The sequence below is a fragment of the Neobacillus drentensis genome, from assembly GCF_036965245.1.
In the GTDB taxonomy this organism is placed as follows: domain Bacteria; phylum Bacillota; class Bacilli; order Bacillales; family Cytobacillaceae; genus Neobacillus; species Neobacillus drentensis_G.
Window position 1 is genome coordinate 19,208 of sequence record NZ_JBALPG010000034.1, and the last position, 15,569, is coordinate 34,776.

At 38.8% G+C, this 15,569-nt stretch carries 12 protein-coding genes, 1 pseudogene and 1 other annotated feature; of the genes and pseudogenes, 5 read left to right on the forward strand and 8 right to left on the reverse strand.

Features of this window, described 5'->3' with window-relative positions:
• Nucleotides 1-194: 194 nt before the first annotated feature.
• Both V7150_RS08900 and tyrS read right to left on the reverse strand, forming a co-directional pair.
• On the reverse strand, nt 195-383 hold the full coding sequence (locus V7150_RS08900; protein ID WP_335516441.1) for a DUF6954 family protein: 189 nt from the start codon (nt 381-383) through the stop codon (nt 195-197).
• A 116-nt stretch (nt 384-499) separates the two neighbouring features.
• Nucleotides 500-1,756, reverse strand: a complete 1,257-nt coding sequence (gene tyrS, locus V7150_RS08905) for a tyrosine--tRNA ligase (protein WP_335516444.1) — start codon at nt 1,754-1,756, stop codon at nt 500-502.
• Between the two features lie 208 nt (nt 1,757-1,964).
• Nucleotides 1,965-2,182 (reverse strand) — a binding site (T-box leader).
• Between the two features lie 147 nt (nt 2,183-2,329).
• Between tyrS and V7150_RS08910 the strand changes: the two genes are divergently transcribed.
• Together V7150_RS08910 and V7150_RS08920 are read left to right on the forward strand one after the other, a co-directional pair.
• Nucleotides 2,330-5,065 carry a transglycosylase domain-containing protein gene (locus tag V7150_RS08910; protein ID WP_335516446.1) on the forward strand — a complete coding sequence of 912 codons (2,736 nt, stop codon included), beginning with the start codon at nt 2,330-2,332 and terminating at the stop codon, nt 5,063-5,065.
• Between the two features lie 227 nt (nt 5,066-5,292).
• Nucleotides 5,293-6,680: pseudogene (locus tag V7150_RS08920) on the forward strand (IS3 family transposase).
• A gap of 56 nt (nt 6,681-6,736) precedes the next feature.
• On the opposite strand, the gene acsA reads toward V7150_RS08920, so the two are convergent.
• Nucleotides 6,737-8,455 (reverse strand): acetate--CoA ligase, encoded by a 1,719-nt coding sequence (acsA, locus tag V7150_RS08925; RefSeq protein ID WP_335516451.1) that lies wholly within the window; start codon nt 8,453-8,455, stop codon nt 6,737-6,739.
• A 216-nt stretch (nt 8,456-8,671) separates the two neighbouring features.
• On the opposite strand from acsA, the gene V7150_RS08930 reads away from it, so the two are divergent.
• From V7150_RS08930 to V7150_RS08940, 3 genes are read left to right on the forward strand one after another with little or no spacing between them, the layout of a single operon-like run.
• Nucleotides 8,672-9,304, forward strand: coding sequence for a GNAT family N-acetyltransferase (locus tag V7150_RS08930; protein ID WP_335516453.1), 633 nt, complete (start codon nt 8,672-8,674; stop codon nt 9,302-9,304).
• A gap of 41 nt (nt 9,305-9,345) precedes the next feature.
• On the forward strand, nt 9,346-9,993 hold the full coding sequence (locus tag V7150_RS08935) for an acetoin utilization AcuB family protein (protein WP_335516456.1): 648 nt from the start codon (nt 9,346-9,348) through the stop codon (nt 9,991-9,993).
• Complete coding sequence (locus V7150_RS08940; RefSeq protein WP_335516459.1) at nt 9,990-11,162, forward strand: acetoin utilization protein AcuC; 1,173 nt, start codon at nt 9,990-9,992, stop codon at nt 11,160-11,162. Before V7150_RS08935 ends, V7150_RS08940 begins: the two co-directional genes overlap by 4 nt.
• 29 nt (nt 11,163-11,191) lie before the next feature.
• Here V7150_RS08940 and ccpA read toward each other — a convergent pair whose 3' ends face one another.
• The 5 genes from ccpA to V7150_RS08965 form a co-directional block, all read right to left on the reverse strand.
• Nucleotides 11,192-12,190, reverse strand: a complete 999-nt coding sequence (gene ccpA / locus V7150_RS08945; RefSeq protein ID WP_335516462.1) for a catabolite control protein A — start codon at nt 12,188-12,190, stop codon at nt 11,192-11,194.
• Between the two features lie 453 nt (nt 12,191-12,643).
• Nucleotides 12,644-13,720, reverse strand: a complete 1,077-nt coding sequence (locus V7150_RS08950) for a bifunctional 3-deoxy-7-phosphoheptulonate synthase/chorismate mutase (RefSeq protein WP_335516465.1) — start codon at nt 13,718-13,720, stop codon at nt 12,644-12,646.
• A 304-nt stretch (nt 13,721-14,024) separates the two neighbouring features.
• On the reverse strand, nt 14,025-14,357 hold the full coding sequence (ytxJ, locus tag V7150_RS08955) for a bacillithiol system redox-active protein YtxJ (RefSeq protein WP_335516468.1): 333 nt from the start codon (nt 14,355-14,357) through the stop codon (nt 14,025-14,027).
• A 151-nt stretch (nt 14,358-14,508) separates the two neighbouring features.
• A complete protein-coding gene (locus V7150_RS08960) occupies nt 14,509-15,003 on the reverse strand; it encodes a YtxH domain-containing protein (RefSeq protein ID WP_335516471.1) in 495 nt (164 codons plus the stop codon).
• Between the two features lie 17 nt (nt 15,004-15,020).
• Nucleotides 15,021-15,482, reverse strand: a complete 462-nt coding sequence (locus tag V7150_RS08965; protein ID WP_335516474.1) for a DUF948 domain-containing protein — start codon at nt 15,480-15,482, stop codon at nt 15,021-15,023.
• Between the last annotated feature and the right edge of the window lie 87 nt (nt 15,483-15,569).

The following is a 15,569-nucleotide window of genomic DNA, read 5'->3' on the forward strand; positions in this document are numbered from 1 at the left end:
TTCTTATATTAAAACCTAAGTAATAGAAAACCCGACTGTTAATTCAGCCGGGATTTTTTTATTTTTTCGGCATAATGAACCATTTGATCAGAACAATTTGGTCTAGTAGCCCTCTCTGTGCTTGTAAAACATGGTACACCAATATCTAATCTATTCCAATCCAGGTCTAATAAATTTATGGTACGGGGGTTTTTCTATCGTTTATTAGCCCAACTAATTGCTTTTCGATATATAAATACTACAACAAAATAGATTACAATCACGATTGCTGCGGTCCACAATCTTTCTAGAATTATACCATCGGCTAACAGCACAGGACCGAGTCCAAAAAATGTGACAAGTGCAAGGAGAATGATAAATACGGCGTGCAATAAAAACTTCATTCATTTCACCCCCGCTTTTTTCCCTTTATATATTAGACGAATTATTCTTCAGCAATGTTACTCCCTAGTCTCTCTAGACAGAAAAAGGCTTTGGAAATCCAAAGCCCATAATGAATTTAATATTTAATTAGTGTGTATTTCTTTTTGCCCCTTCTAATGATGGTGTATTGGTCTTCAATACGATCACTCTCATTTAGTGAATAATTCGTATCCGTTATTTTTTCACCGTTTACAGTCACTGCTCCATTAGTTATGTCTTCACGTGCCTGACGCTTTGAAGGAGAAATCTTTGCCGCAACCAGCAAATCAACAAGGTTACCCACTAAATCCTCGGCATTAAAGGATGGTACGTCTTTAAAGCCTTGTTTGATTTCAGCGGCTGAAAGATTTTTCACATCCCCGCTAAATAAGGCTTGGGAAATCTTAATCGCTTGCTGTAGTGATTCCTCACCATGAATAAGACGTGTCATCTCTTCCGCTAATGCCTTTTGAGCTTTGCGAAGGTGCGGTTCTTCCTCAACAGCTCTTTCTAATTGCTCAATTTCCTCGTGTGAAAGGAAAGTGAAAAACTTTAAGTATTTGACAACATCGGCATCAGCTGTGTTAATCCAGAACTGATAGAACTCGTATGGAGTAGTTTTCTTTGCATCAAGCCAAACAGCACCGCCTTCTGTTTTTCCAAATTTGGTACCGTCCGCCTTCGTAACAAGAGGAATAGTTAATCCGAATGCTTTTGAACCCTCTGGCTGCATTTTCCGGATTAATTCCAAACCAGTGGTAATATTGCCCCACTGATCACTGCCACCGATTTGCAATTTACAATTTAGGTGTTCATATAAATGATTAAAATCCATCGCCTGTAAAATGGTATAAGTGAATTCAGTAAAAGAGATGCCTGTTTCAAGCCTTGATGCAATAGTATCTTTTGCAAGCATGTAATTAACCCCGATATGCTTGCCGATATCACGTAAAAATGAAACAATATCCATTGAGCCGGCCCAATCATAGTTATTCACCATAATGGCACCATTGTCTCCGTCAAAGTCAAAAACCGCAGCAAGCTGTTTTTTGATTCCTTCCACATTCTTCTGTACTGCTTCCAAGGTTTGAAGATTCCGTTCTTCACTTTTCCCACTTGGATCACCAATCAGTCCTGTAGCCCCGCCAACCAAAACAAGCGGGCGATGACCATGCTGTTGAAATCTCCTAAGTGTTAAAAACGGTACCAAGTGTCCAATATGCAAGCTATCAGCCGTTGGATCAGCCCCGCAGTATAAAGAAATTTTCTCGTTACTTAAAAGTTCTTTTAAACCCTCTTCATCTGATTGTTGATAAATAATTCCTCTCCATGCTAAATCCTGTAATAAATCCATCTTAATCCCTCCTATTTAATAAAGCTTAAGCGCCTTGAACTAGGGCTACAAGCATAAGATAAGCGCTGACAAAAGGAAATTTTTGCCTTCCGAAGTGAGTGGCTTATAACTCGAGCCCCTAGGCGCTGAAGCTATACAGATATCAAAGTATAAAAACCTTCACTTTGTTAGACTGTAATAAATATAAATAAAAAACGCCCCTGCAAAATGCAGGGACGTAAATCTACGCGGTACCACCCAGCTTGAGGAAAAATCCTCCAACTCAAAAAATTAACGGTTTTGACCGTTTTCCGCTACTCACAATGGTTTTCACAGAAAAAGCTCAAGGACGTAATTCATTCTTCTATATGTACCAGCTCACACCACCGCTGACTCTCTACAAACAGGGATAGAAGAACTACAATTGGTTCCCTTCACATCTTTTAAATTATTAATTGTTATAGTTTTTTTACCATAATCCAACCCATCTGTCAAATATCAACTAGAAATTTCAGAAAAATGTAGAAGGTTGTCAGTTATTGCTTTTCCTGTATGCTATAATGAATGTGATTTTATAATGAGGTGATGCTCTGAATGAATGAAAAAATACAAGTGTGGATAAAAAAAGCAAAATCCATACTTAACTTGTTTACCCATAAAAAGACGATCAAAAGTGCACGAATTACCTCTCAAGTCGTTTGGAACCTATCTCTCCTCGTGCTCACAGTCGTCATCCTTGGCGGATCATTTGCAACAGGTGTTGGTGCCGGTTATTTTGCCTCACTTGTAAAAGATGAACCCGTCCGTTCATATGACAGTATGAAAAAGGATATTTATGATTACACGGAAACATCGGATTTATATTTTGCAAATGATGTTTACCTTGGCAGACTTAGATCCGACCTTATACGTGAAGAAGTAAAACTGGATCAGGTATCAAAGGATCTGACCAACGCTGTTATTGCAACCGAAGACGAATACTTCTATCAGCATAAAGGTGTTGTTCCGAAAGCCGTTTTCCGTGCCCTCTTTCAAGAAGTCACAAACTCCGCTGTCCAATCAGGCGGAAGTACATTAACCCAGCAATTAATCAAAAATCAAATCTTAACAAATGAAGTTTCCTTCCAGAGGAAAGCCAATGAAATTTTACTAGCCCTTCGGTTAGAGAAATTTTTCGATAAAAAAGAAATTCTTGAAGCTTATCTTAATGTTTCCACGTTTGGAAGAAATTCTTCCGGACAAAATATTGCCGGCGTTCAAGCAGCGGCAAAAGGTATCTTTGGTAAAAATGCCAGTGAATTATCACTGCCACAAGCAGCATTCATTGCTGGTCTGCCGCAAAGTCCATTTGGCTATACACCTTTTACAAGGGAAGGTGCGGTGAAGAATAACCTTGAACCAGGAATGACACGTATGAAAACTGTATTAAAAAGAATGTTTGATGGTGGATACATTAACCAGCAGCAGTATGCCGAGGCCTCTGCCTACGATATTACAAAGGATTTTATTGCGCCTGTTGCGAATCCGCTTGAAAAATATCCTTGGCTTACATTTGAAATCGAAAAACGTTCGATTGAGGTTCTTACAACCGTGCTGGCCAAAAAGGATGGATACACGGAAAAGGACTTAAACAATGATGACAATCTTTATTATAAATATAAAACATTAGCGGATCATGATTTGCATCAAAATGGATATCAAATTCACACAACAATTGATAAAGATATTTACGATGCCATGCAAGTCGTAAAGGATAATTATAAAAACTACGGTCCGGATAAGCCTCAGGAAAAGGAGGATCCCGAAACAAAAGAGAAGTATACTGTGATTGAGCCCGTCGAGGTTGGTGCAGAACTGATTGAAAATAAGACAGGGAAAATTATCAGTTTTGTTGCTGGAAGAAATTATGAAAAACAACAGCTTAATCATGCAACAAGTGCGATTAGGCAAAATGGCTCCACGATGAAGCCTCTTCTTGTCTACGGCCCGGCAATTGAATTAGGAAAAGTAGCACCAGGAACACCGCTGCCGGACGTAGAATTAAGTTTGGCTTACGGCAGAAGTACTCCTTGGCCGCGCAACTATGATTTAAGGTACAGCGGTATCGTTTCAGCCAGGTATGCCATGGCAAAATCCTATAACGTTCCTGCTGTTAAATTATACAAGGATATCGTTGATCAACGTCCGGCAGCCTACCTTGAGAAAATGGGATTTACCTCTCTTAAAAAACCGGACTATACGAACCTATCAACTGCAATCGGTTCCATGGAAACTGGTGTTACAATTGAAGAAAATACAAATGCCTTTAGTACCTTTGCAAATGGCGGCAAATTTATCGATGCCTATATGATTGATAAAATCGTCGATAAAGACGGCAAGGTTATTTATCAGCATGAAGTGAACCCTGTTGATGTCTTCAAGCCTCAAACAGCTTATTTAACGCTTGATATGATGCGCGATGTTATTAAAACGGGTACAGCCGCAGGTATTAAAAGCAAATTAAACTTTAGTGCTGATTGGGCCGGCAAAACCGGTACAGGGAATGACTTTATTGATTCCTGGTTCGTTGCAACAAATCCAACCGTCACCTTTGGTATTTGGACAGGTTATGATACACCAAAATCATTAAAGACTCCCGGTATGTCCTATAGTCAGCGGACAAATAACCTATGGGCTGAACTAATTAATGCTGCGTATAGCATAAAGCCGGATTTAATAAATCCAAAAGAATCATTTCAAATGCCGGAAGGAATTGTGAAACGTTCTTATTGCGCTGTTTCAGGCATGCTTCCATCTTCTGCCTGTTCTAAGGCCGGTTTAGTCGAAAGCGATTATTTTAATGTAAATGATGTGCCGACAAAAGTTGATGATAGTTTGAAGGAAGGGAAATTTGTCACCATTGGAGATAAAAAATATTTAGCCTTGGATTCCACACCACAAGAGTTTGCCCAGTTTGGTTTAATATTAAACCCAGACTTTATTACCCGAATGGTGGGAAAGAATTTCAAAAATACAAGTCAGCTTATTCCAAAGAAGGATCGTTGGGGGAAAATTCTTGTTCCTGACGCTAAAATGGTAGATAACGGTAAGACTCCTGATGGTGTAAACTTATCAATTTCAGGTAATACGTTAACTTGGGCATCTTCTCCAGATAATGATGTCGTCGGTTATCGAGTGTATCAAGGCGGTTCTAAGGTTGCAAGCATAAACAGCGGCTCCAGTCTTTCCTTTACGGCTGGCAGCGGTGCTTATTATGTAACTGCAGTCGATATCGCCGGAAAGGAATCTGCTCCATCTAATATTGTTGAAGCAGGAGCCGTAATTCCATAAGCGCAAGCGCCTTGATCAGCCCCGATATAGGGAGACTTAGTTGAATGAAAATGAGATTAGTCTCCCTTAATACGTGCAGAAAGTGATAGCTTTCTGTAGCCATGCATAAGACGAACCTTGATGGGGCAGTTCCCCAGTATACGTTCCTTTTAGCAAAAAAATCGCACCGAAATTTGAAGTGACCCCCTTAGGTTGGACTAATAATCCAATCTAAGGGGGTTTTTAGTTTGGTTAAGTTTTCAAGTGAATATAGGGAAAAGGTTGTATTAGATTATTTGAATGGAGGAGGAGGATCAAAAGAACTTGCAAAAAAATATGGCATTGGTAGTCATCAAACTATACTTAATTGGGTAAATCATTATGAAAAATATGGGAATAAAGCATTTGATGTACGGAGTCCTAAGGATGTTTATGATGGTAAGTTTAAATTAGAAGTATTAGAATGGATGGGGAGAAACAGAGCATCATTACGTGAAACGTCCCTTCATTTTGATATAACTACACCAAGTACGATTTTATCGTGGAAGAGGAAATTCGAAGAAAAAGGTGTTGAAGCTCTGTTCAAACGGAGAGGAAGACCAATACAAATGGTAGCTAAGAATGATCGTCAACAGGGGAAAAAAGAGGAATCCTCCGAACTTGAAGAATTAAAACATGAAAATCGTATGTTAAGGATTGAAAATGAATACTTAAAAAAGCTAAAAGCCTTAATTCAGGAACCCGTGGATACCGACAAAAGCAAGCGAAAGTAGTCACTGAATTAAGGGAAAAATATCGTTTATCAGAGATTTTGAAGGTCGTCGACCTTCCGAAAAGTGTGTATTTCTACTATCAAAATCATGAAGAAACTAAACATAGTGATCAAGAATTAATAAAAGAAATCAAAGCAATCAAAAAGGATAATCCAGCTTATGGATATAGACGTGTTCGACTTGAATTAGAAAATCGTGGATGGAAAATTAACCATAAGAGAGTTCAACGCATTATGCAAGATCAGCACTTACAGTCACAAGCATATACGAAAAAAAGTCGAAAATACAACTCATATAAAGGGACCATTGGTAAAATTGCCCCTAATCGGCTAAATCGTCGTTTTAAAACAGATCGACCTTTTCAAAAGCTTACAGTAGATGTCACAGAGTTACGCTGGGGAGATAAGTCCACAGAACACCGCTGTTATCTTGAACCTGTCATGGACCTCTATTCTGGTGAAATTCTAGCCTTTAACATTGATCTTCATCCTACTGTGAAATTTGCCTTAAAACCGTTACATGAAGCCCTGGAGGCACTTCCCGAACTTCCTTATCGGACAACTGTTCACTCAGACCAAGGGTTTCAATACCAACATCACAGCTGGGTAAAAGAGCTTAAGGAACATCATGTATTTCAAAGTATGTCACGTAAAGCAACTTGTCTTGATAATGCAGCAATGGAGAGTTTCTTCCATCTTTTAAAATCTGAAACAGTCCACCTTTACGACTATCAATCTTTTGAGGAGGTTGCTAAGGCTGCGGCAAATTGGATTAGTTACTACAATAATAAACGAATTAAAGAAAAACTCGGTGGCAAGAGTCCTGTAAAATATAGGCTCCTTACCACCGAGAAATCAGCATAATATTTTCGTCCAACTTTTTGGGGTCAGATCAAAGTTCGGTGCGATTTTTTTGCCAATTAGTCTTCCATGGTTGAAAGATCTCCTGTAGGTAAATTTAGTTCCCATGCCTTCAAGACACGTCTCATTATTTTTCCGCTTCTTGTTTTTGGCAGCTTATCGCGGAAATCAATTTCCCTTGGTGCCGCGTGTGCAGCGAGGCCTTTTTTCACAAACTGCCTGATTTCTTCTTTTAGTTCATCAGTGGCATCATAGCCATCCCGAAGTGCGACGAATGCCTTAATAATTTCCCCACGGACAGGGTCTGGTTTTCCAATTACACCCGCTTCTGCTACTGCCGGATGCTCGACAAGCTTACTTTCCACTTCAAACGGCCCAACACGCTCTCCTGATGTCATAATGACATCATCCACCCTGCCTTGGAACCAGAAATAGCCATCCTCATCCATGTAGGCAGAGTCCCCAGATACGTACCAGTCACCAGGCATAAAGTAAGATTCATATTTCTCAGGATTGTTCCAAATCATGTGCATCATTGAAGGCCATCCTTTTTTAATCGCAAGGTTCCCCATTCGATATGGCGGCAGCTCATTCCCTTGATTGTCGACAATAGCTGCTTCTACACCTGGAATTGGCTTACCCATTGAACCAGGCTTGATCGTCATACATGGGTAGTTACTAATAAGCTGTGCACCAGTTTCTGTCATCCACCAGTTATCATGAATTCGCTTATTAAATACCTTTGCTCCCCATTTAACGACCTCTGGGTTTAACGGCTCCCCAACACTTAATACATGGCGGAGGGTGCTTAGGTCGAATTTCTTTACAAGCTCATCACCTGCACCCATTAGCATCCGGAAGGCGGTAGGAGCACTATACCAAACCGTCACACCAAAATCTTCAATCATTTGATACCATGATTCAGGGCTAAAACGGCCGCCAATAATAACATTCGACGTTCCCGTTAACCACGGTCCAAAAATCCCGTAGGATGTACCTGTAACCCAGCCTGGGTCGGCTGTACACCAGTATACATCATCTTCTTTTAAATCAAGTACCCATTTGGCTGTTTGATAATGCTGTATCATGGCATTATGTACATGTAGTACCCCTTTAGGTTTACCTGTAGAGCCGGATGTATAATGCAGAATTAGCCCATCTGTCCGATCTACCCATTCAATTTTGAGGTCTTTACTGGCTGATTCAAATTTTCCTAAAAAGTCAATATACTGACCTTGCTCCCCGATATCTTTTCCCACAAGAAAAATATGCTTTAATGCAGGTAAATCTTGAACGGGTACTCGATCTAATAATTCAGGGGTAGTTACTAAAACTTTCGCTTCACTGTCCTGCAAGCGGTCTCGAACAGCCCCTTCCATGAATGCCTCAAATAATGGCCCGACTATTGCACCAAGCTTAATAGCACCTAAAACAGTAAAATAAAGCTCTGGAGACCTAGGCATGAAAATAAATACGCGGTCACCTTTTTCAACATCCCCATAACTCTTTAATACATTCCCAGCCTTATTTGATAGCTCCTTCATTTCCTTAAAAGTATATTTCTCATTTCTTGAACCATCACGATAGTATAGGGCGATCTTATTTTTTCGATGTGTTTTCACGTGACGATCAATGGCCTCATATGCCAAATTAACAAGTCCTGTTTCACTCCAAGAGAACTCTCTTTCTGTTTCCTTCCAGTCAAAATGCTTGTACGTCTCTTCATAATTGCCTAGATTATGCTCCCCTTGTACAACTGGCAGCGCTTCCACTTTCATTTCAATCTCCCCCTCTTGGCTTATATGAGATTATTATAGTACAAATAGTAACTATTCACAATTTTAAAAATTTTGTTCGAGATAATTTTATTGAAATTTAACATTATAATAAATTTCACCTTATATATAACAGAAAATTTTGTGAAATCGCTTTCTTATGATAGATTTTATGTATAATAGAATTGAACACTAACGATCTTTCAGGTAGGTGACCGTATGGAACACAAAAAGACATACAATGCAAAACAATTAAAGACTCCTCATGGGAACTTAATAATCGAAGGCCCTATTTCATCGGATATACTAGCTGGCTATGAATTTCATGAAGACCTTGTTGCATTCCGTCCTCCTGAACAGCAGCATCAGGCTTTAATAGGCATTGCTGAGCTACCGGAAGGAAGAATTATTATTGCAAGACATCGGCAGACAATCGTTGGCTATGTTACCTATCTTTATCCAGACCCGCTTGAACGATGGTCAGAAGGCAAAATGGACAATTTAATCGAATTAGGTGCCATTGAAGTAATTCCACAATTTAGAGGCTGTTCAGTTGGTAAAAACCTGCTGATTGTTTCGATGATGGATGATGCAATGGAGGATTATATTACAATCACGACAGAATATTATTGGCATTGGGATTTAAAAGGGACCAAATTAAATGTCTGGGATTATCGAAAGGTAATGGAAAAGATGATGAATGCCGGCTGTCTTGAGTGGTATGCCACAGATGACCCCGAAATTTGCTCACATCCTGCCAACTGTCTAATGGCCCGGATGGGGAAAAGGGTTGACATGGCATCCATTCAAAAGTTTGACCGGTTAAGATTTATGAACAGGTTTATGTATTAATCATTTTCCTTATATTGCTCGGGATAGAGGGTGATTTTCTAATGATAATAGAAGAAATTATGAAAACAGACGTTGCAACACTTTTTCCGACCGATACAATTGCAGATGCCATGAATGTAATGGAGGCAAGAAAAATCCGTCATATTCCAATCGTTAATGATGAAGGGCATTTAATGGGCCTGTTAACTGTGGCAAAAATAAGGGATGCCACTCCCTCCATTTTTCATGCGAATGAACATCCTGAAGATTTAAAAAAGCCATTAGAGACGATAATGGAGCGAAATGTCATCACAGGGCATCCGCTCGATTTTGTCGAAGAGGTGGCTGGCCTTTTCTATGAACACAAGATCAGCTGTATTCCAATCATTAATGATCGGAAATTGGTGGGGATAGTAACAGAAACGGATTTGCTGCGAACAATGGTTGAGTTAACGGGCGCACATCAGCCCGGTTCACAAATAGAAATAAAGGTTCCTGACCTTGCTGGTAAACTTAGCGACATTACTACTGTTATTAAAAATCGGAAAGCGAATATTCTAAGTGTACTTGTATACCCTGACAAAACAGATGAACACTATAAAATTCTTGTCCTTAGGGTACAGACAATGAACCCGACTGCTCTTATTCAGGATCTAAAACAAGCTGGATATCATGTATTATGGCCAAATTTGCCGGGGATTTCCTTATGAGTGATCGCTGCACCTTTATATTTTCAGAAGAACTGCTCAATTATAAATTCAGCAATCATCACCCTTTTAATCAATTCCGGCTTAAACTAACAGTAGATCTATTAAATAAACTGAATGCTCTAGATCCTGGACAAATAATCCCGCCAAAAATGGCATCTGAAGAAGAGTTAGCTCTTATCCATGATAGGAGTTACATAGAGGCAGTAAAAAAAGCAGGACAAGGACAACTTCAGAAAGAAATAGCTGAAAACTATGGCTTAGGAACAGAAGATACCCCTATTTTCCCTAATATGCATGAAGCAAGTTCCTTATTGGTTGGCGGTACATTAACAGCTGTTGATCAAGTAATGACAGGGAAGGCCCTCCATGCACTCCATCTTGGCGGTGGATTGCATCACGGCTTTCGCGGAAAAGCATCTGGATTTTGTATATATAATGACAGCTCGGTAGCGATAAAATATTTACAGGAAAAGTACAATGCACGAGTGTTATATGTTGATACGGATGCCCATCATGGCGATGGTGTTCAATGGTCGTTCTATGATGACCCAAATGTATGTACCTTGTCGATTCATGAGACAGGAAGATATTTGTTTCCTGGTACAGGGAACATTAATGAGCGAGGTCAAGGCAGGGGCTATGGCTATTCCTTTAATATCCCTGTCGATGCCTTTACTGAAGATGACTCATGGCTCCATGCTTACACACAATCCATTAAAGAAGTGGCTGAGTTTTTTAAACCAGATGTAATCCTAACCCAAAATGGTGCCGACTCACATTATTATGATCCCCTAACACACTTATCAGCAACAATGAAAATCTATCGGGAAATACCTAAGCTTGCCCATGAAATTGCCCATCAATATTGTAACGGAAAGTGGATTGCAGTAGGTGGCGGCGGTTATGACATATGGCGAGTAGTCCCAAGGGCATGGGCACTTATTTGGCTAGAAATGACAGAAAACTCGAATTGTTATGGCAGCTTACCGGAGGAATGGCTCATTCAGTGGCAAAAGGAATCACCTGTCATTTTGTCAAAAGAATGGGATGACCCTGATGATTTATACACGCCGATTCCAAGAAAAGCTGAAATCACTGAAAAGAATTTACTTACGCTTGAAAAAGCACTTTATCCAATTCGAAGCCATCAAAAAAGTGAATCGATGTAAAAAAGGCTGCCCGCTGGCAGCCTTTTTTATTATTTTGTCGATTGACGCTGTTCAATCCGATGTGGAAGAACAACTATATGCTCTTCAATTTGTTCTTTATTCATTAATTTGGTTAAAAGCCTCATGGCAACTGCACCAATATCATATAATGGCTGAATTATCGTTGTAAGCTGTGGACGAACCATAAGTGACAGCCTTGTATTGTCAGATGTGATGACCTCAAAGTCGTCTGGAATACGATATCCTTTGTCCTCTGCCCCATGAACAACCCCTAGAGCCATTTCATCAGCACCCACTAAAATAGCAGTTGGCCTCTCTTTAGCTTCTAATAATTTTTCGAAGGCCTCAATACCGGCGTCGTACGTATAATCTCCTTCAACAACCAACTCTTCATTATATGGCAACCCAGATTCCTGAAGGGCCTGTTGATACCCTTTAAGTTTTTTCTGCGCATTTTTTGGTTCATGAAGCGGACCAACGACAAAGGCAATATTTTTATGGCCTTTATTAATGAATTCCTTAACAGAATCAAAAACGGCTTTTTCATAGTCAATATTTACAGAAGGAATTTGATTCGACTCTTCAATAGAACCTGCAAGAACGATTGGCACCGGTGATTTTGCAAATTCCTCTACATGATCAGCAGTAATATTTCCTCCCATAAAAACAATTCCATCCACTTGTTTACCAAGCATGGTATTAAGTAAATGTAATTCCTTTTCTTTGTTTTGGTCGGAATTACTTAAAATGATATTGTATTTATACATTGTTGCAATATCTTCAATACCGCGCGCTAATTCAGCAAAGAAGATATTGGAGATATCCGGAATGATGACACCCACGGTTGTTGTTTTTTTACTAGCCAAGCCTCTCGCAACTGCATTTGGACGATAGCCTAATCTTTCAATAACCTCTAACACTTTTTTGCGGGTTACTGGTTTTACATTTGGATTTCCATTGACTACACGGGAAACGGTCGCCATTGATACATTTGCTTCCCTTGCTACATCATAAATAGTGATATTCACCTACAACACTCTCCTAAAACCTACATTGTTTTCTTTATTTTACAACAGCATGTGTAAACTTAGTCATTATTGTTTTTTCTAGCTACAGTGTCCAGTGACTAATGTATTAACCCTATCCTCTTTGCAATAAGTCAACATCGAATCAACTTAAGCTTCGTGTTTCCTTTATCTCATAAGGAGAGGTCTAATCCATATGTCGATAATTGGATACTTCTACCTTTCTCTTTTGTGAGAACATAAACAATCTTAAATATGTATTTAATGATACGACAAGAATAGTAAAGCCGCAATTGCATTTGTCAATATTTTTTTGAAAAATTTCTTTTTGACTCAAAAAGCCTTCTGCAAAGATGCTGCAGAAGGTTTTTAGGTATCACTGAATTTTAATAAAGTCTAGCGCCAGCACCTAGCGGATGGTGCACCGTTAAAGTTAAACGGGTGTTTCCGCTTGACTTATATTTTTACAAAGTTTGACGCTAGCAATTCATTATAGAATTTGTCAAATTGGTTAAGATCCATTTGCTGTTGTGAATCAGAAAGAGCAACAGCAGGATCTGGATGAACTTCAGCCATAACACCGTCAGCGCCAATGGCAATTGCAGCCTTCGCACAAGGGAGCAGCAAATCTCTTCTACCTGTAGAATGCGTAACGTCTACCATTACTGGCAAATGTGTTTCTTGTTTTAAAATAGGAACTGCTGAAATATCTAGCGTATTTCTTGTTGCTCGTTCATATGTTCTAATTCCGCGCTCACAAAGTATGATTTGTCCATTTCCTTGTGCCATAATATACTCAGCGGCATTGATAAATTCCTCAATCGTTGCGGAAATCCCTCTTTTTAACAAAACAGGCTTATTAACCGCACCTGCAGCTTTTAGCAATTCAAAGTTCTGCATATTACGAGCACCAATTTGAATGACGTCAATATAGTCGATGGCCATTTCAATATCAGATGGATTCACGATCTCACTAATGACCGCCATATCATATTCATCTGCCACACGTTTTAAAATTTTTAGCCCTTCAACCCCTAAACCTTGGAAATCATATGGAGAAGTTCTTGGTTTATAGGCACCGCCACGAAGGAGCTTTAATCCTTTTTCCTTCATAGCTTTTGCTACACTTGCTACTTGCTCATATGACTCTACAGCACAAGGGCCAAACACGAAATGCTGCTTTCCATCGCCAATATTTTCACCTTTTAAGGTAACAATTGTATTTTCAGGCTTCTTCTTTCTAGAAACAAGCAATGCTTTTTCATGATCATCTTTTTGTAATTCTAATCCTGCTTTAAAAATTTCCTTGAAAAGATGATCGATTGTTGCATTTTCAAAAGGCCCATCGTTATTCTCTTTAATTACTTCAAGCATTTTTCTTTCGCGGACTGGATCGTATCGGTACACCCCTTGATTACCTTTAACTCGTCCAATCTCTTGGACAAGCTGAGCTCTTTCGTTAATTAGCCTCAACAATTCTAAGTTAAGTTCATCCATTCGCGTCCTCAATTGATCTAATTCATTTTTGCCCATTATTCGTCCCCGTCCTTCCTTTTGCAAATCATTTATCACCTAAGTACATAGATGTATTTTCTGGCATAAGTAGATGATTTACAAGCTTAAAGTTATAATTTTTAAATTTTTTAATAATTAGGCTTTATTATAGCTGAAATGGTTTCCTTTGTCATCTATTTTTTCTTTATTAATTAAACGCTTTTAAGCGCTAAAGCGTATTGATATATTGTAGAATATGTTATGTTATTCATCTCACAATGTATCCATTTATTAAAAATTTTTTTTATAAGGAAAAGGATGAACCCATCATCCTCTTTGATGTTTATTCTTTTTCACTGCTGGCACTTGTCAGAGATTGATTGGTGATTTTCCAGTGAGAGGCATTCCATAATGCTTCTCCGTTTGCAAAAAGAATAGCTTGCGGGGACTCGTGCTTAATCTGAAATCTTTCCGCGATCTCGTAAGATAACGGTCGTGAATCTTGAACAGCTAAATAATAGGTTGGTACATCCTGATTTTCATTGGAAAATTTTTCGTATTCCTTATAAGCTGCATGACTAATTGGACATGTTAAACTATGCTTTAAAAGATAAAATTTACTATCATTTGTGATTATTTGATCAAATTGTTCAATGGATTCAATTTTTTCAAGCATTCTTATAACCTCCAGTTAGAAAAGTGGAAGCGTCTTAACCAGGAGCATATGACCCTTAGCCCCTAGGCGCAGAAGCAAGCCATAAAATAAATAAACGGTGAAGTAATTTTATCACTTCACCGTTTTTATCACAAATAATTGTTACTAGTTATTAAATTTTGACCTTACTTTCTTCCTCTTCAAAAGCCTTTTGTGCCTCTTCTAATTTTTTTCTTATTTCATTACTGTCCATAGATTTGATTTCAATTGATTTTTTAGCTCCTGGTTTTTCTTTTGGGCCTTGAATTGGAATATACGTTAATTCGGATCCTTCCACAATTTCATCAGTATTTACTGCTTTTCCTTTTACCTTACTTAATAGTCCCGTGGATTGTTTAACTATTCCCTGAGAAAGAGAGGAAGTTTTAGATACGAATTCATTACTCTTATTCATAACATTTTCCCGAAATTGACCTGTCTTATCCATAATCGAACCAGCTTGATTACTTAAGGTAATACGAAACTCTTTACCAGACTTTGGAGCCAAAAGAAGTGCAGCGGCAGCTCCGACTACCCCGCCAATTAGTGCACCCAGTAAAAAGCTATTGGAAGACTCCTGATTGCGGTTTTGATTCGTTTCTCTTGATTCATATTCTCTACTGGACATTTTATTACCTCCTTTGTTTAATGTGCCCTAACTCTTTCTCTCTCTTTAGAATTTAATTCATTCTTTGCTTGCTTTCTAGCCTGCCACTTATCCTTTAATTCAAGGAAAATATTACTCCATTGAATAATTTGCGAAATTTTCTCTTTACTCTCTTCTACCTGCTGATCAACTGAATTGGTTATGTTCTGCAGTGTTCCATTAAATTTGGAAACCGTTGTTCCAACATCCTTTACAGCATCTACCACACTGTTCAAACTTTCAGCCTTCAGCTGAATATCTTCAGCAAGTGCATTTGTTTTTTGTAAAAGTAAAGTGGTTTCCGTTGTAACGCCGTTCAATTGTTTTTCTAATCCGGTCAATGTGTTCGAAACGCTTGTAAGTGTAACTTGAAGTGATTTGAGCGTTTTCGATAAGTAGATGACAAGCACAAAAAACGCAATTGCTATCAAGGCTACGCTTAAGTATAAAATAATTTGCATCGTGCACCTCCGCCTTAATCCTATCATTATGTATTGCCCATCCAATAAGGATATAAACCTCGTTCATTATCTTATACTACTTCCATA

Coding starts and splice junctions, on each gene's coding strand:
- V7150_RS08900 (WP_335516441.1), bottom strand. CDS start 383: ATGAAGTTTTTATTGCACGCCGTATTTATCATTCTCCTTGCACTTGTC.
- V7150_RS08960 (WP_335516471.1), bottom strand. CDS start 15,003: ATGTCCAGTAGAGAATATGAATCAAGAGAAACGAATCAAAACCGCAAT.
- acsA (WP_335516451.1), bottom strand. CDS start 8,455: ATGAAAGTGGAAGCGCTGCCAGTTGTACAAGGGGAGCATAATCTAGGC.
- V7150_RS08930 (WP_335516453.1), top strand. CDS start 8,672: ATGGAACACAAAAAGACATACAATGCAAAACAATTAAAGACTCCTCAT.
- V7150_RS08935 (WP_335516456.1), top strand. CDS start 9,346: ATGATAATAGAAGAAATTATGAAAACAGACGTTGCAACACTTTTTCCG.
- tyrS (WP_335516444.1), bottom strand. CDS start 1,756: ATGGATTTATTACAGGATTTAGCATGGAGAGGAATTATTTATCAACAA.
- V7150_RS08950 (WP_335516465.1), bottom strand. CDS start 13,720: ATGGGCAAAAATGAATTAGATCAATTGAGGACGCGAATGGATGAACTT.
- V7150_RS08910 (WP_335516446.1), top strand. CDS start 2,330: ATGAATGAAAAAATACAAGTGTGGATAAAAAAAGCAAAATCCATACTT.
- ytxJ (WP_335516468.1), bottom strand. CDS start 14,357: ATGCTTGAAAAAATTGAATCCATTGAACAATTTGATCAAATAATCACA.
- V7150_RS08940 (WP_335516459.1), top strand. CDS start 9,990: ATGAGTGATCGCTGCACCTTTATATTTTCAGAAGAACTGCTCAATTAT.
- V7150_RS08965 (WP_335516474.1), bottom strand. CDS start 15,482: ATGCAAATTATTTTATACTTAAGCGTAGCCTTGATAGCAATTGCGTTT.